General features: G+C 49.2%; 23 protein-coding genes. 17 read left to right on the plus strand and 6 right to left on the minus strand.

The window, feature by feature from the left end; translation table 11 throughout:
- The first annotated feature begins 17 nt into the window (after positions 1-17).
- From ftsW to secA, 8 genes are all read left to right on the plus strand, one after another.
- The gene (gene ftsW / locus XMD564_RS07660; RefSeq protein WP_371740266.1) at positions 18-1175 is read left to right on the plus strand and encodes a putative lipid II flippase FtsW; all 1158 of its coding nucleotides are present in this window, start codon (positions 18-20) and stop codon (positions 1173-1175) included.
- The gene (gene murG, locus XMD564_RS07665) at positions 1162-2241 is read left to right on the plus strand and encodes an undecaprenyldiphospho-muramoylpentapeptide beta-N-acetylglucosaminyltransferase (RefSeq protein ID WP_173508096.1); all 1080 of its coding nucleotides are present in this window, start codon (positions 1162-1164) and stop codon (positions 2239-2241) included. The genes ftsW and murG overlap by 14 nt, the downstream gene beginning before the upstream one ends.
- Positions 2238-3671, plus strand: a complete 1434-nt coding sequence (gene murC / locus XMD564_RS07670; protein ID WP_173488693.1) for a UDP-N-acetylmuramate--L-alanine ligase — start codon at positions 2238-2240, stop codon at positions 3669-3671. The genes murG and murC overlap by 4 nt, the downstream gene beginning before the upstream one ends.
- 5 nt (positions 3672-3676) lie before the next feature.
- A complete protein-coding gene (locus XMD564_RS07675) occupies positions 3677-4627 on the plus strand; it encodes a D-alanine--D-alanine ligase (RefSeq protein WP_173484340.1) in 951 nt (316 codons plus the stop codon).
- A 2-nt stretch (positions 4628-4629) separates the two neighbouring features.
- Positions 4630-5487: a cell division protein FtsQ/DivIB gene (locus XMD564_RS07680; RefSeq protein ID WP_371731526.1), complete on the plus strand. Its 858-nt coding sequence runs from the start codon at positions 4630-4632 to the stop codon at positions 5485-5487.
- Between the two features lie 93 nt (positions 5488-5580).
- Positions 5581-6732 carry a cell division protein FtsZ gene (gene ftsZ, locus XMD564_RS07685; RefSeq protein ID WP_173483061.1) on the plus strand — a complete coding sequence of 384 codons (1152 nt, stop codon included), beginning with the start codon at positions 5581-5583 and terminating at the stop codon, positions 6730-6732.
- Between the two features lie 100 nt (positions 6733-6832).
- Positions 6833-7747 (plus strand): UDP-3-O-acyl-N-acetylglucosamine deacetylase, encoded by a 915-nt coding sequence (lpxC, locus tag XMD564_RS07690; RefSeq protein ID WP_173481271.1) that lies wholly within the window; start codon positions 6833-6835, stop codon positions 7745-7747.
- A gap of 150 nt (positions 7748-7897) precedes the next feature.
- Positions 7898-10642 (plus strand): preprotein translocase subunit SecA, encoded by a 2745-nt coding sequence (secA, locus tag XMD564_RS07695; protein ID WP_173494858.1) that lies wholly within the window; start codon positions 7898-7900, stop codon positions 10640-10642.
- A 91-nt stretch (positions 10643-10733) separates the two neighbouring features.
- Here secA and XMD564_RS07700 read toward each other — a convergent pair whose 3' ends face one another.
- Genes XMD564_RS07700 through XMD564_RS07710 form a run of 3 tightly spaced genes read right to left on the minus strand, consistent with a single transcriptional unit; the run spans position 10734 to position 12977 of the window.
- Positions 10734-11825 (minus strand): hypothetical protein, encoded by a 1092-nt coding sequence (locus XMD564_RS07700; RefSeq protein WP_173481269.1) that lies wholly within the window; start codon positions 11823-11825, stop codon positions 10734-10736.
- A gap of 2 nt (positions 11826-11827) precedes the next feature.
- Positions 11828-12148 carry a thiosulfate sulfurtransferase GlpE gene (gene glpE / locus XMD564_RS07705; protein WP_173508097.1) on the minus strand — a complete coding sequence of 107 codons (321 nt, stop codon included), beginning with the start codon at positions 12146-12148 and terminating at the stop codon, positions 11828-11830.
- 19 nt (positions 12149-12167) lie between these two features.
- On the minus strand, positions 12168-12977 hold the full coding sequence (locus XMD564_RS07710; RefSeq protein WP_173481267.1) for a symmetrical bis(5'-nucleosyl)-tetraphosphatase: 810 nt from the start codon (positions 12975-12977) through the stop codon (positions 12168-12170).
- Between the two features lie 71 nt (positions 12978-13048).
- Here XMD564_RS07710 and XMD564_RS07715 point away from each other — a divergent pair, with 71 nt between their 5' ends.
- From XMD564_RS07715 to XMD564_RS07755, 9 genes are all read left to right on the plus strand, one after another.
- The gene (locus tag XMD564_RS07715) at positions 13049-13561 is read left to right on the plus strand and encodes a DNA-deoxyinosine glycosylase (protein WP_173483060.1); all 513 of its coding nucleotides are present in this window, start codon (positions 13049-13051) and stop codon (positions 13559-13561) included.
- A 34-nt stretch (positions 13562-13595) separates the two neighbouring features.
- On the plus strand, positions 13596-14066 hold the full coding sequence (msrA, locus tag XMD564_RS07720; protein WP_173481265.1) for a peptide-methionine (S)-S-oxide reductase MsrA: 471 nt from the start codon (positions 13596-13598) through the stop codon (positions 14064-14066).
- Entirely contained in the window at positions 14054-14731 is a 678-nt protein-coding gene (locus XMD564_RS07725) for a glutathione S-transferase (RefSeq protein WP_173481264.1), read from the plus strand. The genes msrA and XMD564_RS07725 overlap by 13 nt, the downstream gene beginning before the upstream one ends.
- Before the next feature lie 34 nt (positions 14732-14765).
- The gene (locus XMD564_RS07730; protein WP_173484344.1) at positions 14766-15983 is read left to right on the plus strand and encodes a multidrug effflux MFS transporter; all 1218 of its coding nucleotides are present in this window, start codon (positions 14766-14768) and stop codon (positions 15981-15983) included.
- A 2-nt stretch (positions 15984-15985) separates the two neighbouring features.
- Positions 15986-17353 (plus strand): ribonuclease J, encoded by a 1368-nt coding sequence (locus XMD564_RS07735; protein WP_173481262.1) that lies wholly within the window; start codon positions 15986-15988, stop codon positions 17351-17353.
- Positions 17354-17369: 16 nt separating this feature from the next.
- A complete protein-coding gene (locus XMD564_RS07740) occupies positions 17370-18143 on the plus strand; it encodes an NRDE family protein (RefSeq protein ID WP_173481261.1) in 774 nt (257 codons plus the stop codon).
- Between the two features lie 3 nt (positions 18144-18146).
- Positions 18147-18782: a leucine efflux protein LeuE gene (gene leuE / locus XMD564_RS07745; RefSeq protein ID WP_173508098.1), complete on the plus strand. Its 636-nt coding sequence runs from the start codon at positions 18147-18149 to the stop codon at positions 18780-18782.
- Positions 18783-18962: 180 nt separating this feature from the next.
- The gene (locus XMD564_RS07750; protein WP_173508099.1) at positions 18963-21728 is read left to right on the plus strand and encodes an ATP-binding protein; all 2766 of its coding nucleotides are present in this window, start codon (positions 18963-18965) and stop codon (positions 21726-21728) included.
- Positions 21729-21735: 7 nt separating this feature from the next.
- Positions 21736-22434, plus strand: a complete 699-nt coding sequence (locus XMD564_RS07755) for a tRNA (guanosine(46)-N(7))-methyltransferase TrmB (protein ID WP_173481258.1) — start codon at positions 21736-21738, stop codon at positions 22432-22434.
- Here the strand turns inward: XMD564_RS07755 and XMD564_RS07760 are convergent.
- From XMD564_RS07760 to XMD564_RS11500, 3 genes are read right to left on the minus strand one after another with little or no spacing between them, the layout of a single operon-like run.
- Positions 22423-23403: an LPP20 family lipoprotein gene (locus XMD564_RS07760; RefSeq protein ID WP_173481257.1), complete on the minus strand. Its 981-nt coding sequence runs from the start codon at positions 23401-23403 to the stop codon at positions 22423-22425. The genes XMD564_RS07755 and XMD564_RS07760 overlap by 12 nt on opposite strands.
- Positions 23400-24407: a CsgG/HfaB family protein gene (locus XMD564_RS07765; protein WP_173481256.1), complete on the minus strand. Its 1008-nt coding sequence runs from the start codon at positions 24405-24407 to the stop codon at positions 23400-23402. The genes XMD564_RS07760 and XMD564_RS07765 overlap by 4 nt, the downstream gene beginning before the upstream one ends.
- Positions 24388-24516: a hypothetical protein gene (locus tag XMD564_RS11500; protein ID WP_256368157.1), complete on the minus strand. Its 129-nt coding sequence runs from the start codon at positions 24514-24516 to the stop codon at positions 24388-24390. Before XMD564_RS11500 ends, XMD564_RS07765 begins: the two co-directional genes overlap by 20 nt.
- Positions 24517-24523 lie beyond the last annotated feature (7 nt).

Consider the following 24523-nt stretch of genomic DNA (forward strand, 5'->3'; position numbering starts at 1 on the left):
CTTTCGATCCACTGTTGATGATGAGTATGCTAGCACTGATGCTGACAGGCCTTGTCATGATCTCTTCAGCCTCTATGGATGTTGCAGCGGCTAAATTTGGTGGGCCATTCTTCTTCATTTTTAGGCACGGCCTATTTGTTGTGGCAGCGCTGTTAGTGGTTGCACTGCTGGTGAGAATTCCCATTACTGTTTGGGAGCGTTTCTCAGTCTGGCTGCTCTTCTTGGGACTGTTGTTGCTGTTGATTGTTTTAGTGCCTGGCATCGGCCGCGAGGTCAATGGTAGTCAGCGTTGGATAGGACTGGGTAGCTTCAATCTACAGGCCTCAGAGGTCGCTAAGGTCTGTATGGTGATGTTTATTGCGGGCTATCTGGTGCGCCGTCTACACGAGGTTCGATCGACTTGGAAAGGGGTTGTTAAACCTGCTATTCCACTGGCGTTCTACGTTTTTGCACTCTACCTAGAGCCGGATTACGGTGCCATCGTTGTTACAACTGCAACGGTTATGGGCATGATCTTCCTGGGTGGAATGCGACTGTTACAGTTAGTTACTGTTGTTGGCGTTGTCGGAGTGTTGGTCGGTGCGATGGCGTTGACTCAAACTTACCGTTTGAAACGTCTGCAGTCTTTCTCGGATCCTTGGGCGGATCCATACGGTGCTGGCTATCAGCTCTCTCAAGCGCAGATCGCTTTTGGTCGCGGAGAGTGGTTTGGAACCGGTCTTGGTAACAGCGTACAAAAACTCTTCTACCTACCCGAAGCCCATACAGACTTTGTCTATTCAGTTCTCGCGGAAGAGCTCGGTCTGATCGGTGCCATGGCGGTTGTTGTTCTCTATGTGGTTTTAATCGCTCGAATCTTCTTGATCGGTCGCCAGGCTGAGAAGCAGCAACGCTTTTTTATGAGCTACATCTCCTACGGTTTCGGCTTCATTCTTGCGGGTCAGGCGATGATCAATATCGGTGTGAACGTGGGCGCCTTGCCAACCAAAGGTCTGACACTGCCGCTGATGAGTTACGGTGGTTCATCACTGATTATCTGTGCGGCGATGATCGCCATCGTGCAGCGCGTCGATTATGAACTGAAACGTGAGCGCCTCGGTATGAAGCCCGTTGAGAGCCGTTGGAGTCGATTCTGGTCACGCTGGACACAGGAGGCCTCTCATGAGTCAGTCTAAACGCCTACTCATTATGGCCGGCGGTACCGGCGGGCATGTCTACCCAGCACTTGCCGTGGCTGATCTGTTGCGTGCTGAGGGTCACCAGGTGGAGTGGTTAGGTTCTGTTCGTGGCATTGAAAATCGAGTGGTCCCTGAAGCGGGCATTAGGTTGCATGCCATTAATGTCTCAGGCCTAAGAGGGAAAGGCAAACTGAGCCTTATTGCTGCGCCTTTCAAATTAATTAAGGCGCTATGGCAAGCCTGTAAGGTAGTAAAACAGGTTCAGCCAGATGCCGTTCTGGGTATGGGTGGTTTTGCGTCGGGGCCTGGAGCCCTGGCCGCTTGGCTACTCAATAAGCCTCTAGTGATTCATGAGCAAAATGCGGTCGCTGGATTGACCAATACACAGTCTCGTCGATTTGCTAAACGTGTACTCCAAGCCTTTCCCAACGCCTTTAAATCGGGCGCACAAGGTGAAGTGGTCGGCAATCCTATTCGTGGCCCTATCTTGGATGTTGCAGCACCTTCTGAACGGTTTGCAGGGCGAAGCGGGGCCATTAATTGCCTAGTAGTGGGGGGCAGTCTTGGGGCATTAGCGATCAACGACTTGGTACCTCAAGCTGTGGCTAGGTTGTCATCGCAAGAGCGTCCCAATCTGTGGCATCAATCTGGACCGACGCACATTGAACGTTGCCAACAGGCTTATGCAGATGCCGGTGTTGAAGCTGAGGTCGTGCCCTACATTGAATCCATGGATGAGGCTTATGCCTGGGCTGATCTGGTGATCTGCCGAGCGGGGGCATTAACCGTCTCTGAAATTGCGATAGCCGGTGTGCCTGCTCTGTTTATTCCCTTCCCTCATGCGGTTGATGACCATCAAACAGCAAACGCTCAGTATTTGGTTGACGCAAAGGGTGCAGACCTAATTGCACAAAAGAATTTAACAGCCGAGGGACTCTCTCTATGGCTGAAACAACATCAATCTCGAACCGATCTGTTGGCCATGGCTAACGCTTCGCGTTCTCAGGCGAAACCAGACGCAACCCGTCAGGTCGCTGATATCTGTTTGGAGGTGGCCCTATGAGCCCAAAAGCCGGACATCGTAAAGAGTATGAAGTGCCAGAGATGCGCCGTATTAACCGAATCCACTTTGTGGGCATCGGAGGTGTGGGTATGTGTGGCATCGCCGAAGTGTTATTGAACCAGGGTTATGCTATCTCCGGTTCTGATATCCGTGAGTCGGCAGTGACCAATCGACTTAAGTCACTCGGCGCGACCATTTTTATTGGCCATGCGGCTGAGAATGTCGAGGGGATAGATGTCCTAGTCACCTCAACAGCGGTCGATCAAACCAATCCAGAAGTTGCCCGCGCCAAAGAGCAGTTAATACCGGTTGTTCGTCGTGCTGAAATGTTGGCCGAGTTGATGCGCTACCGCCATGGGATTGCAGTGGCAGGCACACACGGTAAAACAACGACGACCAGTTTGGTTGCTTCTATTCTCGCAGAAGCGCAACAGTCACCCACCTTTGTGATCGGCGGTCGTCTAACCAGTGCAGGCACCAATGCTCAGCTTGGGCGCAGTCGTTACTTAGTCGCTGAAGCGGATGAGTCTGATGCCTCATTCCTGCACCTGCAGCCGATGGTGGCGATTGTCACCAACATCGATGCCGATCATATGGATACCTACGACGGTGACTTCGGCAAGTTGAAGCAGACCTTTATCCGTTTTCTGCAGAATCTCCCATTTTACGGACTGGCCGTTATGTGTATCGATGATCCCGTCGTGCGCGAATTGATGCCAGAGGTTGGGCGCCCCATGCTCAGTTATGGCTTCTCTGAAGATGCAGACTTCCAAGCTTATGACCTAGAGCAGAATGGACTGCAGAGCCGTTTTAAGGTGAGACGTCCAGGTGGACTAAGTGATCTTTCGGTCTGTCTAAATATGCCAGGACGCCACAACGTATTGAACGCACTCGCTGCAATTGCCGTTGCAACGGATGAAGAGATCGACGATGCGGCGATCTGTCGTGCATTGGAGAAGTTCGAAGGCGTCGGACGTCGGTTCCAAGTATTGGGTGAGCTGCCACTGGAGAGCGGAAGCGTGACACTGGTCGATGATTACGGTCATCACCCACGTGAGGTTCAAGCGGTGATCAGTGCGGTTGAAGAGGGCTGGCCGGGTCGTCGCTTAGTGATGGTCTATCAGCCTCACCGCTACACACGTACGCGTGATCTCTATGAAGATTTTGTTCAGGTGTTGCAACGTCCCGATCAGCTACTGCTGCTTGAGGTCTATGCAGCCGGTGAGGAGGCGATTCCAGGCGCGGACACACGTTCCCTCTGCCGTTCTCTGCGTCAACGTGGCAAAGAGCCCATTTTTGTTGAATCAAATGAGCACATAGCCGAGATGTTGAAAGAGGTTCTGCAACCGGGTGATCTGCTTCTGACTCAGGGTGCAGGGAACATCACAACGCTGGCTCACCAGCTACGTGAACACTGGGGTGAGGTCTAAGTCTGATGGCTGAATCGATTACTAAATACTCCAAACAAGAGCTGCAAAGCCTAGGTCGTGTCGCCGTTATCATGGGTGGCAATGCGTCAGAACGTCAGGTATCTCTGAACAGTGGTAATGCGGTATTAGCGGCGCTGCAGAGTGCCGGTGTCGATGCGTTCGCACTGGATTTGACAGGTAATGGACAGAACCCATTAACTCAATTAGTCGAAACCGAATTTGATCGCGCGTTTCTGATTGTCCACGGGCCTGGTGGAGAAGATGGCCAGCTACAAGGCGCTCTTGAACTGATTAATAAGCCTTACACCGGCAGCGGCGTCGCAGCCTCTGCGGTGGGAATGGATAAGATGCGCACCAAGCAGCTCTGGTTAGGTGCCGGTCTACCCACTCCAGCCTATGCGTCGCTTTGCCCAAGCAGTGACTTTGATCAGATCGTTGAGGATCTCGGACTGCCTCTGATGGTGAAACCCGCTAATGAGGGGTCGAGTATTGGCATGAGTCGTGTCAGCAGCGCTCAAGAGTTACGTGATGCTTATGCTGTGGCGGCTCAGTTTGATAGCCGAGTGATCGCCGAACAGTGGGTCAATGGTCCTGAGTTCACCGTCGCAATTCTAAATGGCCGTGCACTGCCCATTATTCGCCTTGTGACACCCCATGAGTTTTACGACTTCGATGCTAAGTACCAAGCGAATGACACTCAATACCTGTTTGATACCGGTTTGGATAACGAGCAGATCGAAGAGATGCAAGGTCTGGTTGAGCAGGCTTTCCATGTAGTCGGTTGTAGTGGTTGGGGGCGCGTGGATTTGATGATGGATCAAGCGGGTCAGTTTCAGTTGTTAGAGGTAAATACCACACCGGGTATGACCGATCACAGTCTGGTGCCTATGGCGGCAAAACAGGCCGGAATTAGTTTTAGTGAACTCTGTGTCGAAATTGTGATGGAGGCTCGATAGTCGTGGCCTTCAGCCTACCTTGGAAAAAAACGATCCCCACTCAAGTGGCTGAGATCGTTGAGACTCAACAGTCAGCTGCGCAAGAGGCGGAGATCCTCTTTGAGCGAGCTGATCGTTTGGTTGAGTCCGAGGTGGCAAATGAGTCGGATTGGATCTGGAAGCCGGTGTTGGTACTGACCATCTGCGGGATTTTGCTGTCACTGATATTCACAGCGGTTCGCGAGTATACCCAGTGGTTGAATCGTCCTGTAGAGACCGTTGTTGTCGATGGAGCAACCCGTCACATCGATAAAACTGTCATCGCGAATCAGGTAGCAGCGGGTATCAATGGACGCATTTTGGAGCTCGACCTTGGCGCCATTCAAGAGCGACTTGTTGAGGAGCCATGGATCAATGAAGTTGAGGTGCGCCGAGCTTGGCCACCGGCTTTACAAGTGAAGTTGATTGAAGAGGTTCCTGTTGCACGTTGGGGAAATCGAGGCTTATTGAATCACCAGGGTGACATCTTCTGGCCAGAGAGGGTCGATGCTTATCAAGCCCTGCCCGAGTTGTCAGGACCGTCCCACGAGACGGTTCGAATTATGCAGCAGTTTAGGGATCTAAACTCACTGTTTATTCGATCGGGTATTACCTTGGCTGGACTGGAGTTGGAGTCTCGAGGTGCTTGGACACTGCATCTCAATAATGGAATCAAAGTGGTCGCAGGTCGAGATGACCTGATGCCCAGACTAAGGCGCTTCATACAGGTCTATGAAACGCAGCTGGTTAAGCAGCAAGAGTCAATTGAAGAGGTTGATATCCGTTACACCAATGGTGTGGCGGTTAAATGGAAAAAGGGTTCAGGAACCAAGCGTTCCTAAAACAGGTTTTCACGACTCAATCAGCAGAATTTGAGCGAGGGTATTTAAATGCTTCATCTCTATTGGGGAATAGAGTTGAAAGGGGGAGAGAAGATGTTTCAGTTAATTGATCAGGCTGCAGAAGGCGCAAAGATCAAAGTGGTCGGCATCGGGGGTGGCGGCGGTAACGCGGTTGCTCATATGCGTACACAAGCCATGGATGGGGTTCAGTTTATCTGTGTGAATACTGATGCCCAGGCGTTGAGTGATATTACTTTGAGTGAGGCGCTGCACATTGGTCGCGAAACGACCAATGGTCTTGGCGCAGGTGCTAATCCAGAGGTTGGGCGTGCCGCGGCTCAAGAGAGTCGAGCTGCGATTGCTGAACAGTTGGCGGGTGCCGATATGGTGTTCATTACGGCCGGCATGGGCGGTGGTACAGGTACCGGGGCAGCGCCAGTGGTTGCCGAGGTTGCACGTGAATTGGGTGCGCTGACGGTTGCGGTCGTGACTAAGCCGTTTAAGTTTGAAGGCAAGAGCAGAATGCGCATTGCGGATCAGGGTATCTCTGAGCTTAAAGAGGCGGTTGACTCGTTGATTATAATTCCCAACGAGAAGTTGATGAGCGCGCTTGGTAGTAAGGTGACGTTGATCAAAGCCTTTGCGGAAGCCAATAATGTTCTTAAAGGGGCGGTCGAGGGCATCTCTGATCTGATCACTCGTCCTGGTATGATCAATGTCGACTTTGCCGATGTACGTACTGTGATGACAGAGATGGGCATGTCGATGATGGGCACTGGCAGAGCATTAGGTGATGAGCGTGCTCGAATTGCGACAGAGCAGGCGGTTCAAAGTCCTCTTTTAGAAGGGGTTGATCTTAAAGGGGCTAAGGGTGTCTTGGTCAATGTAGCGGCAGGCAAAGATCTAAGCCTGGGTGAGTTTTCGGAAGTGGGTGATCTGGTTGCAGAGTACGCCGCTGAAGATGCCACTATCGTGGTCGGCACGGTAGTCGATGAAACTCTGGGAGACGAGATTAAGGTTACGGTTGTAGCAACAGGGTTAAGTTCTACTCAGCAGAGCGTTATACCGGAACCTGTGTTGGTTGTTGAAAACAGAGAGCCTAAAGCGAAATTGGACATCAATACGTTCGAGCTTCCGGAGATTCTGAAGCGAACTAATCTTGAAGCTCTGCTGGATAAGCCGGAGCCTGAAGATCCCTACGCGGATCTCGATTACTTAGATGTTCCGACCTATCTTCGTCGCTGAACGGAACCTGAATATTTTTTGAGTAAACGCTAGGAAGCGGGGTGGCTTTCCTTTATGATGTGCTGTTAATACGTCATAACTGGATTGGTTGCCCCCGCGGATGATTAAACAGCGCACACTCAAAAACAGCATTAAAGCGACAGGTATCGGCCTGCATTCAGGTCAAAAAGTCTACCTGACCTTGCGCCCAGCCCCTGTTAATACGGGTATTATCTTCCGTCGTGTGGATCTTGATCCCGTGGTTGAAATCCCTGCTGTTGCGCACAATGTCTCTGACACCACGCTGTCTACCAACATCTCTATGGGCGGCGCTCGTGTCGCGACGATTGAGCACCTTCTATCTGCTCTGGCGGGACTTGGTATCGATAATGCCTACATCGAGTTGAGTGCTGAAGAAGTCCCTATTATGGATGGCAGTGCCGCTCCTTTTGTTTTCTTGGTTCAGTCTGCCGGTATTGAAGAGCAGAACGCGCCTAAACAGTTCATCCGTATCCTTAAAGAGGTTCAGGTTGAACACGAAGGTAAGATTGCTAAATTCCTTCCGTTCAATGGATTTAAAGTCGGCTTTCAGATTGAGTTCGATCACCCAGTATTTGAAAACCGTACTCAGCATGCTGCCCTCGATTTTTCGAGCACCTCCTTTGTTAAAGAGGTGGCACGTGCGCGTACTTTTGGTTTTATGCGTGATATCGAATACCTACGTTCTCAAAACTTGGCGTTGGGTGGCAGCTTTGATAACGCAATCGTTGTTGATGACTACCGTATCCTCAATGAAGATGGCCTTCGTTACGAAGATGAGTTCGTTAAGCACAAGATTCTTGATGCAGTCGGTGATCTCTACCTACTCGGTAAGAGCTTGATCGGTGAGTTCTACGGCGATAAATCAGGTCACTTCCTGAATAACCGTCTGCTTCGTACGCTTCTAGAAGATGAATCTGCATGGGAAGTGGTGACCTTCGAAACTGACGATCACAAAGCCCCCATTTCATATCAGCGTCCAGCAGCTGCTGTCTGATTGAACAAAACATGTTATAAAACAGGGCCGACTTAGATCGGCCCTATTTTTTTGCAAAATAGCTAAGGGTTTACTCAGTAAAAGGTTGTTTTTAGGCTGAGTGCCCCCATAAAAAACTTAATTAATAATGACTCACTAGTTGACCCAATCATGCTTACCTCTTTCCTCTCTAAAATTTTCGGCAGTAAAAACGATCGTGAACTTAAACGTATGGGCCGCATCGTTAAACAAATTAACGAACTAGAACCCGAGTTTGAATCACTCAGTGACGAGGGGATCAAAGAGAAAACGGCTCAATTTAGAGAGCGACTCGAACAGGGAGAGTCTCTAGATAAGCTCCTACCTGAAGCCTTTGCCAACTGTCGAGAAGCGTCAAAACGCGTGATGGGTATGCGCCACTTCGACGTTCAGTTGATCGGTGGTATGACACTGCATGATGGCAAAGTGGCTGAGATGCGCACCGGTGAAGGTAAAACTCTGGTCGCTACGCTTGCGGTCTATCTAAACGCAATCTCTGCCAAAGGTGTTCACGTCGTAACCGTCAACGACTATCTTGCAAGTCGTGATGCAGAGTGGATGCGTCCACTCTACGAAGCACTGGGTCTATCAGTGGGTGTTGTTGTGTCAGGTCAGGATGGTGAAACCAAACGCGCTGCCTATGCCTGTGATATTACCTACGGTACCAATAACGAATTTGGTTTTGACTACCTGCGCGACAACATGGCGTTCAATCTGACCGATAAGGTTCAGCGTGATTTCAACTTTGCCGTGGTCGATGAGGTGGACTCGATTCTGATCGATGAAGCACGTACCCCGTTGATCATCTCAGGTCCTGCTGAAGACAGTTCAGAAACCTACAAAGCGATCAACACACTGATTCCACATCTGACTCAATTTGAAGGTGAGATTGATGTCAAAGATGAGACGCAGGTGATCAATGAAGATTTCCACGTCGATGAGAAGAACCGTACCGTTGAGTTGACCGAAGCGGGTCATGAAAAAGTTGAAGGCATGTTGATCGAAGCGGGTCTTCTTGCGGAAGGCGATAGTCTCTATGCTCCGCAGAACCTAACCCTGCTGCACCATGTCCTAGCGGCACTTCGCGCACACCACCTGTTTGTTAAAGATCGTGACTACATCGTTCAGGGTGGTCAGGTTGTCATCGTCGATGAGCATACCGGTCGTATCATGGCGGGCCGTCGTTGGTCAGAAGGTCTTCACCAAGCTGTTGAAGCGAAAGAGGGTGTTGAGATCCAGATGGAGAGCCAAACCCTAGCGTCGACCACCTTCCAGAACTACTTCCGTCTCTACAACAAGCTATCGGGTATGACCGGTACAGCGGATACGGAAGCGTTCGAGCTACGTCAAATTTATGGTCTGGACGTAGTGGTAATACCTACTAACCGTCCGATTCAACGTATCGATTACAACGATCTGGTCTACTTGTCGATCGAGGATAAGTTCGAAGCGATCGTTAAAGAGGTTAAGCACTGCCAAGAGCAGCAACGCCCAATTCTAGTGGGTACTGCGTCAGTCAGCTCTTCTGAACTTCTTTCGCAGATGCTTGATAAAGCAGGCATCAAACATAACGTACTGAACGCCAAGCAACACGACCGAGAAGCGGGTGTCATCGCTGAAGCGGGTCGTCCAGGTGCAGTCACCATTGCAACCAATATGGCCGGTCGTGGTACCGATATCATGCTTGGCGGTAAGCTTGAAGTTGAACTTGTAGCCCTAGGTGAAAATGCTACAGAAGAGCAGATCGAAGCCGCTAAAGCGGATTGGTCTAAGCGTCATGAAGCGGTGCTTGAAGCGGGTGGTCTGCACATCATCGGTACTGAGCGTCACGAGTCTCGTCGTATCGATAACCAGTTGCGTGGTCGTGCTGGCCGCCAAGGTGATCCAGGTTCGTCACGTTTCTTCCTGTCACTTGAAGATGACTTGATGCGTATCTTCGCTTCCGATCGTGTTCGTAACATGATGAAAGCGCTAGGTATGGAGAAAGGTGAAGCGATTGAGCATAAGATGGTCTCCAATGCCATTGAGAAAGCTCAGCGCAAAGTGGAAGGCCGAAACTTCGATATTCGTAAGCAGCTTCTTGAGTATGATGATGTTGCTAACGACCAGCGTACCGTCATCTACGATCAGCGCAATGAGTTGATGTCGAGCGATGATATTTCTGAAACCATCGATGCGATCCGTGAAGAGGTGGTTAACGACACCATCAGCACCTTTATTCCACCTGAGTCACTCTCTGAACAGTGGGATATCCCGGGTCTGGAAGAGGAGATCAAAACACGCTTTGCCGTTGAGATGCCGATTCAGCAGTGGCTAGATGAGGACGATAACCTCTACGAAGAGACACTGCGCACACGCATTCTTGATCAGATCGTTGAAGTGTATCGCCAGAAAGAGGCGTTGGTCGGAACCGAATCCTTCCGTAATTTCGAGAAGCAAGTGATGCTTCAAGTGCTGGACCAGCTTTGGAAAGAGCACCTGCAGACGATGGATCTACTTCGTCGTGGCATCCACCTACGTGGTTATGCTCAGAAAAACCCGAAACAGGAGTACAAACGTGAGTCGTTTGAACTGTTCCAGGGGCTTCTAGAGAACATCAAAGCCGACGTTGTTCGTATCATCAGCCACGTTCAAGTGCGTGCTCCTGAAGATGTTGAAGAGATGGAGCGTCAGCGTCGTGAAGCGGCTGAGAAACAGGCCATGGACTTCAAACACGATGCTGCGACGGGAATGCAGGGTGAAGAGACTGATAGCGGTATTGAAGGCGAAGAACAACCAGCAACCTTCAAACGTGATGATCGTAAAGTAGGGCGTAACGAACCTTGTCCTTGTGGATCAGGCAAGAAATACAAAGCCTGTCACGGTAAGATCTCTTAAGCAAAATCGATCATTAAAGGCTGCTCATTGAGCGGCCTTTTTTGTGCGCGTTACTTTCGATCGGTTATTTTCTAGCCGTTATTTTGAAGGGTTAAGCAGAGAGAGTCGACAATCTCTCAATCTGTCTGCGACGCAACTCAGATCCTAGCTCGGCACCCGAGAATCCATCAGCCATCACCTGTTTTGGCTGAACAGCTGCGACTGACTCAACGGCTGTCGCTAAGTCAGCAGAGTTGAATCGGTTATCCTGCTGCAGTGCGTCGTGAATATGGATCAGAGGCTCAGCGGCGGTGGGTTGCTTGATCAATTTAAGATCGTTGATTAACTGAAGTTTTTGTTCGGCATCAGCTGTTGGGAAATTCGACAGAGTCGCTGAGTGTCTAGAGAAGGCAATCGCTAGCGATTTGAAACGGTTGGGGACTTTGAGTTTGAGCGCTAAGGCGTCAACCTCCTCGGTGCTCAGATTCGCAAGGTGGCACAACAGAGCAAATCGCTCCTCAGCCGCTTCAAGGAGTGGACTATCGACGCTATGCAAATCCTGCAACGCAATCCTGTCCAGTGGTGCCAGCAGGTAGTTGGCATGACTCTTTGCTAAGGTAGTTAAGAACTGACTGGGTGTCTTAGTATTTAGCGCTCGCTCAAACTCCTGCCAAACCCGCTCTGTGGTCAGATGGTCCAGCTCACCCGAGGCGCTCATACCCTGCATTAATGCTAGGGTCTCAGGTGCGACTTTGAAACCAAGGTGGGCAAAACGCGCATGGAAACGGGCCACACGAAGTACGCGGAGGGGATCCTCTAAAAAGGCGTCAGAGACGTGCCTGAGTAGGCGAGCATTTAGATCTTTTTGGCCGTTGAATGGGTCGGTAATGACGCCAGTATCACTCTTGGCCATCGCATTAATCGTCAGGTCTCTCCTGAGTAGATCCTCATCCAGGGTGACGCTTGGATCAGTATGGAAGGTGAACCCTTTGTAGCCGCGGCCACTTTTGCGTTCGGTTCTGGCTAAGGCATACTCTTCGTGCGTTTCAGGATGGAGGAAGACGGGAAAGTCACTGCCAACCGGCCTATAACCCGCTTCAAGCATCGCTTCTGGTGTGGCACCGACGACGACCCAATCTCGGTCTTTAACCTCAAGACCGAGTAGTTCGTCACGCACAGCACCACCCACCAGATAGATCTGCATGGTTAACCTTTTTCGCAGTGCTCAGGGAAGGCCAATACCCAGCGTTCAAAACCGCCATCAATGCTGTAGACCTCTTCAAAGCCACGCTCACAAAGGAAAGCGGCTACAGATTGGCTGCTCATACCGTGGTAACAGCAGACAAGAATGGGCGAATCGAATTCGTGGCTATCGATGAACTCTTGTAGGTTGTCATTGGTTAGATTAACAGCGCCTTTGATGTGATTGTTGGCAAAGCTCTGTCCATCACGAATGTCGGCTACAACGGCGCCTTTCTCAATGAGTTCTAGGGCATCTTTTGCAACGACGTGTTTAAATTGATTCATTTAGTATCCTTAGTCATTCTTAACGATTTAACTCTTGGCTTGAGATCGAGAAGATCGATCCATCCTCTAGTCTCAAAGCCGTTAACTCTCCGCCCCAAACACATCCGGTGTCGAGAGCGTAATGATTGGGTGCCACTCGCAGCCCTAATGCCGCCCAGTGACCGGTAATCTGTTTGTGAGAACTGACCTGTGTCGGTAGTTCAAACCAGGGGAGGAAACCCTCAGGCTGTTCGTCTAATCCACCGTTTGCGTCAAAGTCCAATTTACCAGAGGGTTTAATATAGCGCATGCGGGTGAAGTAGTTAGTGATCGTTCGCAATCGATCGAAGCCAATGATCTCATCTTTCCATTTGGCGGGTTTATTGCCATACATCTGTTCGAAATAGTGGACGGACAGGGTGCTGTTTAAGCAATCAGTCACCTCTTTCGCCAGTTGCTCAGCTTGTTCTAAGGACCAGATGTGGGGAATGCCTGCATGGGTCATCACATAGCCTAAGGCGTCGCAGCGTTGAATCAGTGGTTGTTGTATAAGCCAACTCAGTAACTCATTGCGATCTTGCGCCTGCATGATCGGTTTTAATGTTTTTCCTACCTTTCGATCGACACCTGAGGCAAGTGCTAACAGGTGCAGGTCATGATTGCCAAGAACAATGCGCGCGCGAGGTCCAAGTGATTTTATAAATCGCAAAACCTCTAAGGAGTCAGGACCTCGATTAACCAGATCGCCAGCAATCCATAGCTGGTCATCTTCACTGAATTGGAGTGAATCAAGTAGGGCGATCAGTGTTCGATAGCACCCTTGAATATCTCCGATGGCATAGGTCGACATTGCGTTGTTAAAACCGCTTAGTTAGGCTGAAAGGCCATAGCATATAGGAATTCTTCAGTGGACCCAAAAGGATGATTGATCACTCGTTTAGCGCAGTCTGCAATACGAGCACTAAACTGCTAATCCTAGGCTCACTGCCTGGTAAAAAATCGATCGCTGAGCAGCAGTACTATGCCCACCCTAGAAATGCGCTTTGGCCTATTCTGTGTGACTGGCTGCAGATGCCAAATTCAATGAGTTACGAACAGAAGTTGGCCGCAGCCTTGGAAGGTGGGATTGGGTTTTGGGACGTCGTTGCTGAAGCCGAACGGCCGGGATCACTGGATTCAGATATCAAGTCATCGACTGTTCACTACAATCCAATTGATCAACTCATCGAGAGCTTGCCCAAGTTGAAGTGCATTGTTTTAAATGGCGGGGCAGCGATGAGGCTATTCAAACGAGCTGGGTTTGATCAGTTTGCTAAAGCAAAGGGGATAGACTTTTTTCAGCTGCCGTCGACCAGTCCGGCGCATGCATCGATGACCTTAGATGAAAAAAGAGTTGCGTGGCACTCTGTGCTGATCGACACTCTGAAAGAGTAACGTACATCCATTCGATATTATTGGAGGTGTTTGTATGGCATTAGCTACATTTGCTGCAGGTTGTTTTTGGGGTGTTGAACTGCGATTTTCCGATTTGACGGGTGTGACCGGCACTCAAGTGGGTTACATGGGCGGTGCTCTCGATCAGCCGAGCTACCAGGATGTCTGTACTGGCCAGACGGGTCATGCCGAGGTGGTGCAGATCGAATTTGATGAACACCTTATCGCGTATGAAGCCCTTTTAGACTCTTTTTGGCAATGGCATGATCCCACCACGCTGAATCGACAGGGACCTGATGTTGGCACGCAATATCGTTCAGCGATCTTTTATCAAGATGATACGCAACGCATCTTAGCGGAGCAGTCAAAAGCGGTTCTTGGAACCAGTGGCGTGTTTGCGAACCCTATCGTGACTGAGATTGTGCCGGCTCAAACCTTCTGGCCTGCAGAAGAGTACCATCAACAATATCTTAAAAAACGAGGCGCCTCTGCATGTGGAATTTAGCCACATCCAACCAATCCGCTCTTAAGTTGATTATTGGTAACCACAACTACTCAAGCTGGTCACTGCGTGCTTGGTTTTTTATGAAGCGATCAGGCCTCTATTTTGATCTGGAACGTTTAGCCCTGTTTGAGTCGGACTTCCATGAAAAACTCTCCCAATACAGTGATGCAGGGCGTGTGCCGGTGCTGATCGATTCTGAGCTTCAGGTTTGGGATTCCCTAGCAATCTGTGAATACCTCAGTGAAGCGCATCTAGCAGGATTAGGTTGGCCAGAATCCCTGCAAGATCGTGCTAAAACGAGATCCATAGTCTCTGAGGTCCACTCTGGTTTTGCCAATCTAAGGCATGCGCTACCGATGAACTGCCGTGCACAGCGATCGATCAGTGTGTCTGAGACGGTGCGATCAGAGATTGAGCGTATTGATCAGATCTGGAGTGATCCTTGGTTCATTAATGCTCGCGAGAAGGGAGTCGACTTAGGTATACTAGATGCATTCTTTGCACCGATTGCTTCTCGTTTTCATACCTATCAGATCGAACTGACAGAGCCTGCCTCACAATACCGAGATTGGCTGCTGCAGACCCCAGAGTTGATGGAGTGGTATCAACTAGCCTCAGAAGAGACTGAGGTGATTGAAGACGAAGAGGTAGGTACACCTCTTTAACTCGATTGATGCCACGCGCGTCATTTGGAATGGTATGAACACCAAATCTCCCGTGAAGCCAGAGTTTTTGCTCTTGATGGCCGCTTTGCAATGTCTAATGGCGCTCTATGTCGATGCGATGTTGCCTGCCCTGCATGAAATTGGATCTGATCTTAACGCCCTCGACAACAACCGTTATCAGTTTGTTATTACTAGCGTTATGTTGGGTCTGGCTGTAGGGCAGTTTTTCTATGGCCCCCTTGCCGATGCCTGGGGTCGAAAGCCTGCGGTCTATCTTGGCTTTACACTGATGCTGATCGGCACCCTGATCTCTCTGTTTGCAGAGACCTTTGAGGTCATGTTGGTGGGACGAGTGTTACAGGGGTTAGGTGCAGCGGGTCCGCGTGTTGTTACCATGGCGATTGTGCGTGATAAATACGTTGGGCGCGACATGGCGCGTGTGATGTCACTGATCATGACCATCTTTATATTCAGTCCCGTTGTGGTCCCTATGCTGGGCCAACTGGTATTGCTTGTCGCCGATTGGCGAGCAGTGTTTGGCATGCTGTTGGTGCTGACAACGGCGGCCTGGATCTGGTTTTCTCTACGCCAAGAGGAGACGCTTAATCCAGAGCATCAATCGACTCTCTCCTTTAAACCAGTGATGAAGGCGATGCGTCAGGTTGTGACGACCCGCGAAGGGTTTATCTACACCTTTGCCGGCGGCTTGGTACATGGATCATTGATTGGCTTTTTGGTCTCCGTACAGGGGATACTTCAAGGCATCTACGATACTGGCGCACTCTTTCCGGTCTACTTTGCAATGATGGCGCTTGGGGTTGGGATATCCTCTTTCATGAACTCAAAGCTGGTCTACCGCTTTGAGCTCAGAAAGTTGGTCATCTTTGTCATGGCGTTATCGGGTCTAATTTCATTGCTAGAGGCGATCGTCATTGGTGCTTGGCAGCTGACGGTTCCTCTACAGGTGTTTATCCTGATGATGATTGTTACGACCTTCTTTTTTGGCTTGTTGTTCGGCAACCTCAACGCGTTGGCAATGGCGCCCTTCGGTAAAATCGCAGGTGTCGCTTCAGGCACTATTGGGGCCTTTACCATGTTGCTGGGTGTCTTGGTTGGCTCGCTGATCGGCATGCAGTTTGATGGCACTGTTCTGCCTCTACTGATCGGATTCGCGGTTACAACCCTATCAGGCTTAATGTTAGTGATTCTCTTTTCAAAACCCAGAGTGCAACGTGTTGAGGTGCCACACTGATCATGAGTGATCAAACATCAGCTCTGCTCTCACCCGGCCAGGAAGATCTCTGGTTTTTGCCCTTAGGGGGTTCAGGCGAGATCGGTATGAACATGAATCTTCTCGGTCACGCCGGTGACTGGATCATGATCGACTGTGGTGTCACCTTTGACGAGGTGGTTGATCCTGAATCGCACCGCACTGCAGCTGTAGTGTCAGCCGACCCCAAGTTCATCTCGCGTCAAAAAGAGAACCTTAAGGGAATTGTCATAACCCATGCCCATGAGGATCACTTGGGAGCTCTGCCGTTCCTCTGGCCACGCTTGAAAGCACCCGTATACGCTTCGCCTTTCGCGGCAGAGGTGCTAAGAAGAAAACTGGCACAGCATGGCTTAGATGGCCGAGTACCTATTCATGTGATCAACCAACGGGAGCGATTTACTCTCGGTAACTTCACCCTTGAATTTCTACCTATTACGCACTCGATTCCAGAAGCACAGTCTCTGCTTATTGAAACGGCTGTTGGTACGGTACTGCACACCGCCGACTGGAAAATCGATTATGACCCAGTCATTGGTGAGCCGTTCGATGAGTCACTCTATAAAGGGCTCTCTAAACTGAATATTCGTGCACTGCTTTGTGATTCGACCAATGCGCTGAAACCGGGAATGTCGAAATCAGAGTCGATCTGTTATCGCGGCATTTTGAAACAGCTGGAGTCGGTTCAAGGTCGAATTGTGGTCAGTTGCTTTAGCTCCAATTTGGCCCGCCTTGTCACAGTTGCCCGTGTAGCAGATGCTTTAGGTCGACGCTTTGCTCTGATTGGTCGTTCTCTAAAAAACATCTACTCCATCGCCAAAATGACCGGTTACTGGCCTGATGAGCTAGAACCCATTGATGAGTCTCATTTGGGTTATCTTCCAGCCGAAGAAGTGTTCGCGATTGCGACCGGTAGCCAGGGAGAAGAGCGTGCAGCACTGAATCGCTTAGCGCTAGACTCCTATCCTCATTTTTCAATGGAGGAGGGCGATCTGGTGTTGATGAGTTCGTTCCTTATTCCCGGAAATGAGCGGTTGGTAGAGCGGATGTTGGATCGTTTTAAAGCGCGCAAAGTTAAAGTGGTTGAATCGGCCACCAGCTCGACGCCGATTCATGCATCTGGCCACCCTTGTCAGGCTGAATTAGCCGATATGTACTCTTGGGTACAACCGATTATTGCGGTGCCATTGCATGGTGAGCCTGAGCACATCAAAGCGAATGCCGAGATTGCTCGTAAGTACTCCGTACCGGTTCAACTGATCGGTGAGAATGGCGATCTCTACGAGTTGGCGCCAGGTCATCGTATTCACTATGCCAAGGTGCCCGCCGGCCGTCTTGCTCTCGTTCAATAGCGGTCTGATTTTTGCAATGTGTCTGTTAGCTTTCAACTGGCGTCCTAACCACACTACCCCGTTACTCTTGGTAGCCAATCGAGATGAGTTCCATGACAGGCCAGCTCTGCCTATGCACTGGTGGCCTGTTCATCGAAGTGACTCTTCAGAGGTGTTGGCCGGCCAAGATTTAAAAGCCAAAGGAACTTGGTTGGGGTTCAATCGCTCTGGTCGATTCGCATTTTTGACGAACATTCGCCCTGGTTATATTGGCGTAGAGGGCGCTCGCAGTCGGGGTGAGATTCCACTGCTGTTCTTAAACTCAAACGAATCAATCCAGAAGATTGCTCAAGCGTTAAAAGAGAATAGAGATCAATATGCCGGCTTTAATTTGATTGTTGGTGAGCCTGGGGCGTTGTTTTGGATGAGTTCAAACAGTCCTGACCTTCAGCCAATAGAACCCGGAGTACATGCTCTGAGTAATGATGCACTTGATACTCCATGGCCTAAAGTGACACTGGCACGCCAACAGATCTCCGAACAGGGTGTGTTGCTAGAGACTCAACTGAACGGATCTGGTCTATTAATGGACCCTAACCTAGCGAATGACGCTGAACTTCCAGATACCGGTATCCCTGCCGATTGGGAGCGCTTACTCTCTTCTCAGTTGATTATCAGTGAAACCTACGGCACTCGATCTCGCTGCTTGTTCCGACTATCTGGTGGTCAGTATGATGTTGTTGATCAGCAGTTAGATAAAACCGGTGCTGTCGTGTCAGAACAGCCGTTTAGTTGGTTTGTCGGGGAGTAACAGATGTTTGGAATAGTGGATTTCTACACCTATCTTATTGGGACAATCATTATTATTTTGTTGCCCGGCCCCAACTCTATGTACGTCGCTTCGGTAGCAGGGCGCCGAGGCGCTCTCGCAGGGTTTCAAGGCGCGGCGGGTATTTTTGTAGGGGACCTGACGTTGATGACATTGTCAGTCGCCGGTGTGGCGAGCCTGATTCAAACCACCCCAATTCTCTTTACGCTGCTTAAATATGCCGGTGGACTCTATCTGATGTGGCTCGGTTTTGGTCTGCTAAGATCGCTTTTCACTAAACCTCAAAACAGTGATTCGGACATCGATTTGCCCAAGGACTCTAAACACCCGTTTAGAGTAGCGCTGACGATCAGCCTTCTTAACCCCAAGGCAATACTCTTTTTTGTCTCGTTCTTCATTCAATTTGTCGATCCAAGCTACGACAACCCCTGGCTCTCTTTCGCCATTTTGGGTCTGGTTGTTCAACTCTGTTCACAGATCTATCTTGCGGTGTTGATTCTTATGACGATCTATTTCAAGTCTCTTCTAGCAGAGGGGGGGAAACTTTCAGGCTTTGCGAAAGGGTTAGCGGGATCACTGTTTATGGGGTATGGTCTTAAACTAGCACTATCAACTAACTAGTGTTCAGTTTTTGTATTAATAACCCGATCCTTTGGTCCAGGTATGAAGCTTATATTGAAAATAGCTCTATTGTTAGCGTTAACACTACAGGCTCCCCGGATCGCTGCTTCTGATGACAAATTACTCTCTCAGCTGAGTCAACAAGAGCGTGACTATCTAGAGAATAAACAGACTATAAGGATGCCTACCTATAGCAATTGGCGCCCCTTTAACTATGTTGATGCGGGTCAGCCGAAAGGCTATCTAATTGACCTAACTCGACAAATTAGCCAAAAGCTGGGTTTAGAACTGCGCTTTGTTAATGGGTTTGAGTGGTCGCAGCATATGGAAAAATTAGCCGATGGACAGTTAGATGTTGTCGGTAATATGGTGCTGACTGAAGAGCGCCAACAGCGCTATCTTTTCAGTGAAAAGCAGACACTAGAACTGTTGACTGGGCTAGTCAGTTTAAAAGGGTACACGCGCTTTGCCGATCTAGATGGCCAGGTTGTTGGTATTCAGAAAGACTCTATTTTTGAGAGCTATTTTAAGAAGAATTATCCTCAGGTTCGCTATAAAGAGTACTTATCATTTGATGAGATGATGGTTGCTTTGTTGAACGGTAAGATTGATCTGTTCGTAGAGAACTATTCGATAGCCAACTATCTGATCAACGTTTCCCACATCTTTAATGAGGATCTGCAAGTTAGACTGCTAGAGTCTGAACCGGGACTGCAGTTAAATATGCACTTTGCGTTTAACCAGCAAGATAGAACGCTGAAAACCCTTTTTGATAAAGCCTACGACAGCTTCAGTCCTGATGAAATCAGGGCGCTACAAGAGCTGTGGAGCATGGTGCCAAACAGTGAATTGAGCCCTTTCACTAAAGAGAGCTTACAAAAGCTGCTCTATCTCTTTTTCGCCACACTGGGCATCATACTTCTGCTGCTTTACCGCTATCACCTTCTATCGAAACAGAGTTCAAAAATAGCGCTGATTAACAAACAGTTAGAGCAAGAGCGTTCTGAACTAGAACGTTTGAATGAAGCCTATACATACAAGGCAGAAGAGGCTGAAAGACTCTCACTGGTTAAAAGTGAGTTTTTGGCCAATATGAGTCATGAGATTAGAACACCTATGAATGCGGTGCTGACCTTGGCTCAAACCTTAGCGCGTGCTGAAAACGCCAATAAACCCGTACTCGAAAAAGCGAAAAAAATCCTAAGAGCGGGGCAGTCATTACAAAAGCTGATCGACGATATTCTGGATTTTTCTAAGATAGAGAGCGGTAAGCTCAAGCTGGTGACTACCGAATTCTATCTGGATGAACTGCTTGAAACCGTTGCTCTACTCATGTCCAGCTCAGTTAAAAGTAAGAACGTTCACCTGGCGATTACACCGAGCTATCAGGGTAACCTCAAAATATCAGGCGACCAGCAACGCCTGGAACAGATTTTGATCAATCTGATCAGTAACGCGATCAAGTTCACTTCGAGGGGCTCTGTTGAGTTGACGGTTAATGTGATCAATGCAGACTCTGTACCCCGTCTTCGCTTTGCGATTCGTGATACTGGCATCGGCATGAGTGATGAGGTTTTAGCTAAAATTCTAAGGCCTTTTGAGCAGGGCGATGGTTCGATAACGCGTAAATTTGGGGGGACTGGTCTAGGGCTTAGCATTACCCAGCAACTTCTCTCATTAATGGGAAGTGAGTTAAGTTTTGAGTCCCAGCAGTTCCGAGGCACGACCGTCTCCTTCGAATTGACTCTGCCTGTGAAGGTTATTGAACCTGATCCTATAACAGAGGCTAGAGTTCTTATTGCCTGTAAAAACCCCTTTACACGTAATTCACTTGTGGCTGTTGCCAAAACGATGGGTCTAGACCATGAAGTAGGACAGACGCAGAGTTATCTGATCTATCAACTCCTTTCAGCCATAAAAGCGGATCGCTCCTTTGACTCTGTCATTGTCGATGAAGAGATGTCCGGCAATAACCTGCAGCGTCTAGAAGCAGAGATCCAGAGTGAGTTACTGAGCAAGGGCGTTAATTGGTCTGGAAAACTGGTTACAGTTACCAGTCCTGTCAGTCATATTGAAGAGTATGAGAACAGCCCCTATGACTGTTTGATAGAACCTGTTACCAGTTCTACGTTAAAACGCATCATCAATTCTGATGCCCAGCCTGAGACAGAACATATTCCAAGTCAGCGACTTTTAAACCGAACACTGTTAGTGGTCGATGATAATCTTTTCAATCGTGATTCAGCTCGCGAGTTTCTTGAAGCGGAAGGGGCCTCAGTGATTCTTGCCAAGGATGGTAGTGAGGCGATCAAACTCTTAAGGGCGGCAGAGTTACCGATAGATTTGGTATTGATGGATGTGCAAATGCCAGTCATAGACGGTCTTGAGGCGACTCAAAGGATTCGTGCCCTGCGGCGGTTTGAAAATTTACCCATAATTGGTATGTCGGCAGGCGCCTATGCTGAGGATATTGAAAAGGCTTTAGAGTCCGGCATGAATAACTACATCACTAAACCGGTCGATATTGAGAAAGCCGTTGTCGCAATTGCAGAACTGATTGCGCCTGAAGCACTGAAGGAAAATGCGATCTCAACTAACACCAATCAATGCGATATAGATAGGCCTCAAAGCTACTTTGATATAGCACTGGCTAGAGATTATTGGAGCAGTGATGAAACGGCTAAAAAGTATGTTGCACAATTCATTGAAAAATACGCCCAAACTCTTGAGTCGTTGCAGCAAGAGTCCGATGAGCTAAATGTTGAGTTTATCCATAAAATGAAGGGCGCTAGCAGTATTTTGGGAATGCCACAGCTCACCGAAAATCTAATGCTTCTTGAAGCCCTTCTTCGTAATGGAAAAAAATTATCGGCTGAACAGGTCGCCACACTGGTGGCTGTTTGGGCAGAGACAAAGCGCGAAGCTTTGACAAGTTTGGAACCATAAATAACCGATGACCAAGCAAGAACAGGGTGTCTCTAAGGTCGTGACAACCAATCAGGCCGGTTTGCATGAGCGTCTCGATGAGATTGTATTGCGTAACTTAAATAACCCATTTCGCAAACCCATTGCCGACCATACTCAGGTCGCCTTTGATCAGGTGACCGATTGGCTCAAAGGTCGTTCCGGAGAGCTTATCTTGGACTCTTGCTGTGGTATTGGTGAAAGTTCACGTCATCTTGCCAATCGATACCCAGACGCCAATGTCATAGCCGTTGATCGTTCTGCTTATCGTCTTAGTAAGCACGAAAACTGCTTCACGGGTGAGCTTGATAACCTACTCTTTGTGCGAGCGGATTTAATCGACTTTTGGCGCCTGGCTGCAGCTTCAGAGTGGCGTCTAGCCAAGCATTTTATTCTCTACCCCAACCCTTATCCTAAATCAGCTCAGGTTCAGAGACGTTGGCATGCCAGTCCTGTATTCAGTGATCTATTGACCTTGGGTGGGGAGTTAACCGTTAGAAGCAACTGGAGACTCTACATCGAGGAGTTCGTCAGGGCACTGGCGTTGGCGGGTCATGAAACTAGCGTACAGTTATACAGCGCTGACCAACCGATGAGTGCATTTGAACGGAAATATTGGGAGAGTGGTCAGCAGAGCTGGCAGTGCGTAGCGCAGCTTTCAGAGTCTGGCTCAGCTTTAAAACCCTAAGATCCTAAGAGCCTCTTCATCCTGTATGCGCCTGTTGAACGCTTGAATCAGCCCCGCCTTGGCCGTTGACTCAGAGGCTGATGAAGCCGATTTAATGGACAGAGTTGTGGCATGCTCCACCTTAGATTGACCATCCAAAAAGCGAATTGATAAATCGGCTTTGGCAATGTGAATGCCATAGGCGCTACTGATTTCTTCAATGACCTGGCACTCGACGGTTATAACACCAGATGAGGAGTTGATCTCAAAACCGGCTTCTAGGATTAGACGCTCCAGTGAGCCTTTAAAGCTCATGCAGCTTTGTTCGGTTTTTAGCATTACCGGGTGGTTGGTTTGGTAATCTTTAATGGCAGATTCAGTGTCTGCAACCTGGTTGCTGTACTTTTCCCCAATCTCCGATTCCCCCAGCTGTTTCATAAGAGATATTAATGGCTGTTGAGCCTTTAGATCGGTTAGCTGTTGTCGAGCACTTGCCCAGTCAGAGAGAGTCTTGATTGGCTGTGCAGAGGAGGCGGTTAATCTGGGGTCTATTTCGTTTTTGAGGTTCTTAATTAAGGCCGTTTTTTTCAACGCTAGCAGGGTCGCGGTTCGTTGCGGTGCAATCACATCCTGTTTAAGGATCTCATATCCACCCAAAGGCAAACGCTCGGTTCTGCTTTGAATCGACGACTCCACCACTCGCTCAGTATATTCACGACTGTCTCTAACCGACGAAAGGCGCTGCTCTTGTGTGCTGGATAGTTGAACTAACAGTCTCTCGGCAAGATGAGCTAATGCAGCCTGCTCAGAGGCTTGTGCGCTGCCTCCCTCACCGACACCGTAAAATTGATCACCTGTGTTGACTAGCGGACTCATCAACCAATCAGGAGTCTTAGGTTCTGCGACAAGGATGACGGGTTCTCTGCTTGCACACCCAGTCGTTACAAAACTGGCCAACATTAGAAAAGCGAGAATGAATCTGCGGGTCATAGCTGGTTCTCTAAACGCGCCTGTTCACTCTTCTGACGTTCAACACGCAAAATGGCTTGGTTAATGATCTTGTTGGGCTCTTTTACCAACTGATCGGCTAACCGGTAGAGCTGCTCAGCTTGGCTAGTTTTACCGAGCTGCTCTTTAACAACGGCTAAATTGTAAGCCGCCACATAGCATTGATCACCTGTACTGGTTAGAAGCTCGGAGAAGAGCACTTCAGCTTTGTCGATGCGGTGATCCTCAACGTACTCGATACCATACTCCAAAAGGTCCTCTTGCTCGCTGCTGTAGTCGATCTCTGGATCATCGAGCAGTTGCACTATGACAGTTGCCTCATAGGGAGCTATGTAAGTCATGAACTGATCGGTGATCTCATCAGCTAGGTTGCTTAGGACACTCTCGGGTGTTGGAAGAGAGTAGGCGCTGTCACGACAAGCATCGTGACTCTCTTTTGCCGTGAAGCGTTCAGAGAGAATCAGGTCCCCGCGTTCAGTATCAACGAGTCGGATGGTAGCGTGCAGGTTGGAGTGCATCTCATCACAAGGGATGTAGCGCTCACGAGTTTTTTTGCACTTCTGATCGGCACACTCAACACGAGTAACGTAGTAGAGCGAGTAGTCGGTGGTCTGAATCTCCACCTCACCAGTAATCAGTCCTTTCGCACCGATCAGCTGACCGATCTCAACAGACGTCTGTTCATCGACTAGCCCAGAGTGTTGAAGTTTTTGCTCGTCTAAAATTGATTCAAGATCCTTACGGTTGACCACGGTAAAAAAGGTCTCACCTGCCACCCTATGGTTGGTGACTCGAGATTCAATGCTGTTCGCCACACCGGAGTAGTCATTCTCAAATGGAAGCACCGCAACGACTTTGGTGGCGGCAGCCCGATCACTGATGGCTGGATTGATCAGGGTAATCTTAGCGGTCGATGAGCAGGCCGTAAGAAATAAAGCGGTGACCGCTAGGCCAAGGCTTTTTAATTTACAGTTTGTTAAGTTCACGCTCGGCACTCTGTTGTTGCGCTTGAGGAGAGGGGTCTTGCATCACCTCGTTAGAGGAGCAAGCCGAAAGTGATAAAGCTATCAGTAGTAGAGTAAATAGAGGTTTCATCAACAAC

This window comes from Marinobacterium sp. xm-d-564 (assembly GCF_013283345.1).
Classification (GTDB): domain Bacteria; phylum Pseudomonadota; class Gammaproteobacteria; order Pseudomonadales; family Balneatricaceae; genus Marinobacterium_E.

Excerpts from the sequence above, each read along its gene's own strand:
- ftsW (WP_371740266.1), top strand. The coding sequence starts at position 18 with ATGATGAGTATGCTAGCACTGATGCTGACAGGCCTTGTCATGATCTCT.
- murG (WP_173508096.1), top strand. The coding sequence starts at position 1,162 with ATGAGTCAGTCTAAACGCCTACTCATTATGGCCGGCGGTACCGGCGGG.
- murC (WP_173488693.1), top strand. The coding sequence starts at position 2,238 with ATGAGCCCAAAAGCCGGACATCGTAAAGAGTATGAAGTGCCAGAGATG.
- XMD564_RS07675 (WP_173484340.1), top strand. The coding sequence starts at position 3,677 with ATGGCTGAATCGATTACTAAATACTCCAAACAAGAGCTGCAAAGCCTA.
- ftsZ (WP_173483061.1), top strand. The coding sequence starts at position 5,581 with ATGTTTCAGTTAATTGATCAGGCTGCAGAAGGCGCAAAGATCAAAGTG.
- lpxC (WP_173481271.1), top strand. The coding sequence starts at position 6,833 with ATGATTAAACAGCGCACACTCAAAAACAGCATTAAAGCGACAGGTATC.
- secA (WP_173494858.1), top strand. The coding sequence starts at position 7,898 with ATGCTTACCTCTTTCCTCTCTAAAATTTTCGGCAGTAAAAACGATCGT.
- XMD564_RS07700 (WP_173481269.1), bottom strand. The coding sequence starts at position 11,825 with ATGCAGATCTATCTGGTGGGTGGTGCTGTGCGTGACGAACTACTCGGT.
- glpE (WP_173508097.1), bottom strand. The coding sequence starts at position 12,148 with ATGAATCAATTTAAACACGTCGTTGCAAAAGATGCCCTAGAACTCATT.
- XMD564_RS07710 (WP_173481267.1), bottom strand. The coding sequence starts at position 12,977 with ATGTCGACCTATGCCATCGGAGATATTCAAGGGTGCTATCGAACACTG.
- XMD564_RS07715 (WP_173483060.1), top strand. The coding sequence starts at position 13,049 with ATGATTGATCACTCGTTTAGCGCAGTCTGCAATACGAGCACTAAACTG.
- msrA (WP_173481265.1), top strand. The coding sequence starts at position 13,596 with ATGGCATTAGCTACATTTGCTGCAGGTTGTTTTTGGGGTGTTGAACTG.
- XMD564_RS07725 (WP_173481264.1), top strand. The coding sequence starts at position 14,054 with ATGTGGAATTTAGCCACATCCAACCAATCCGCTCTTAAGTTGATTATT.
- XMD564_RS07730 (WP_173484344.1), top strand. The coding sequence starts at position 14,766 with ATGAACACCAAATCTCCCGTGAAGCCAGAGTTTTTGCTCTTGATGGCC.
- XMD564_RS07735 (WP_173481262.1), top strand. The coding sequence starts at position 15,986 with ATGAGTGATCAAACATCAGCTCTGCTCTCACCCGGCCAGGAAGATCTC.
- XMD564_RS07740 (WP_173481261.1), top strand. The coding sequence starts at position 17,370 with ATGTGTCTGTTAGCTTTCAACTGGCGTCCTAACCACACTACCCCGTTA.
- leuE (WP_173508098.1), top strand. The coding sequence starts at position 18,147 with ATGTTTGGAATAGTGGATTTCTACACCTATCTTATTGGGACAATCATT.
- XMD564_RS07750 (WP_173508099.1), top strand. The coding sequence starts at position 18,963 with ATGCCTACCTATAGCAATTGGCGCCCCTTTAACTATGTTGATGCGGGT.
- XMD564_RS07755 (WP_173481258.1), top strand. The coding sequence starts at position 21,736 with ATGACCAAGCAAGAACAGGGTGTCTCTAAGGTCGTGACAACCAATCAG.
- XMD564_RS07760 (WP_173481257.1), bottom strand. The coding sequence starts at position 23,403 with ATGACCCGCAGATTCATTCTCGCTTTTCTAATGTTGGCCAGTTTTGTA.
- XMD564_RS11500 (WP_256368157.1), bottom strand. The coding sequence starts at position 24,516 with ATGAAACCTCTATTTACTCTACTACTGATAGCTTTATCACTTTCGGCT.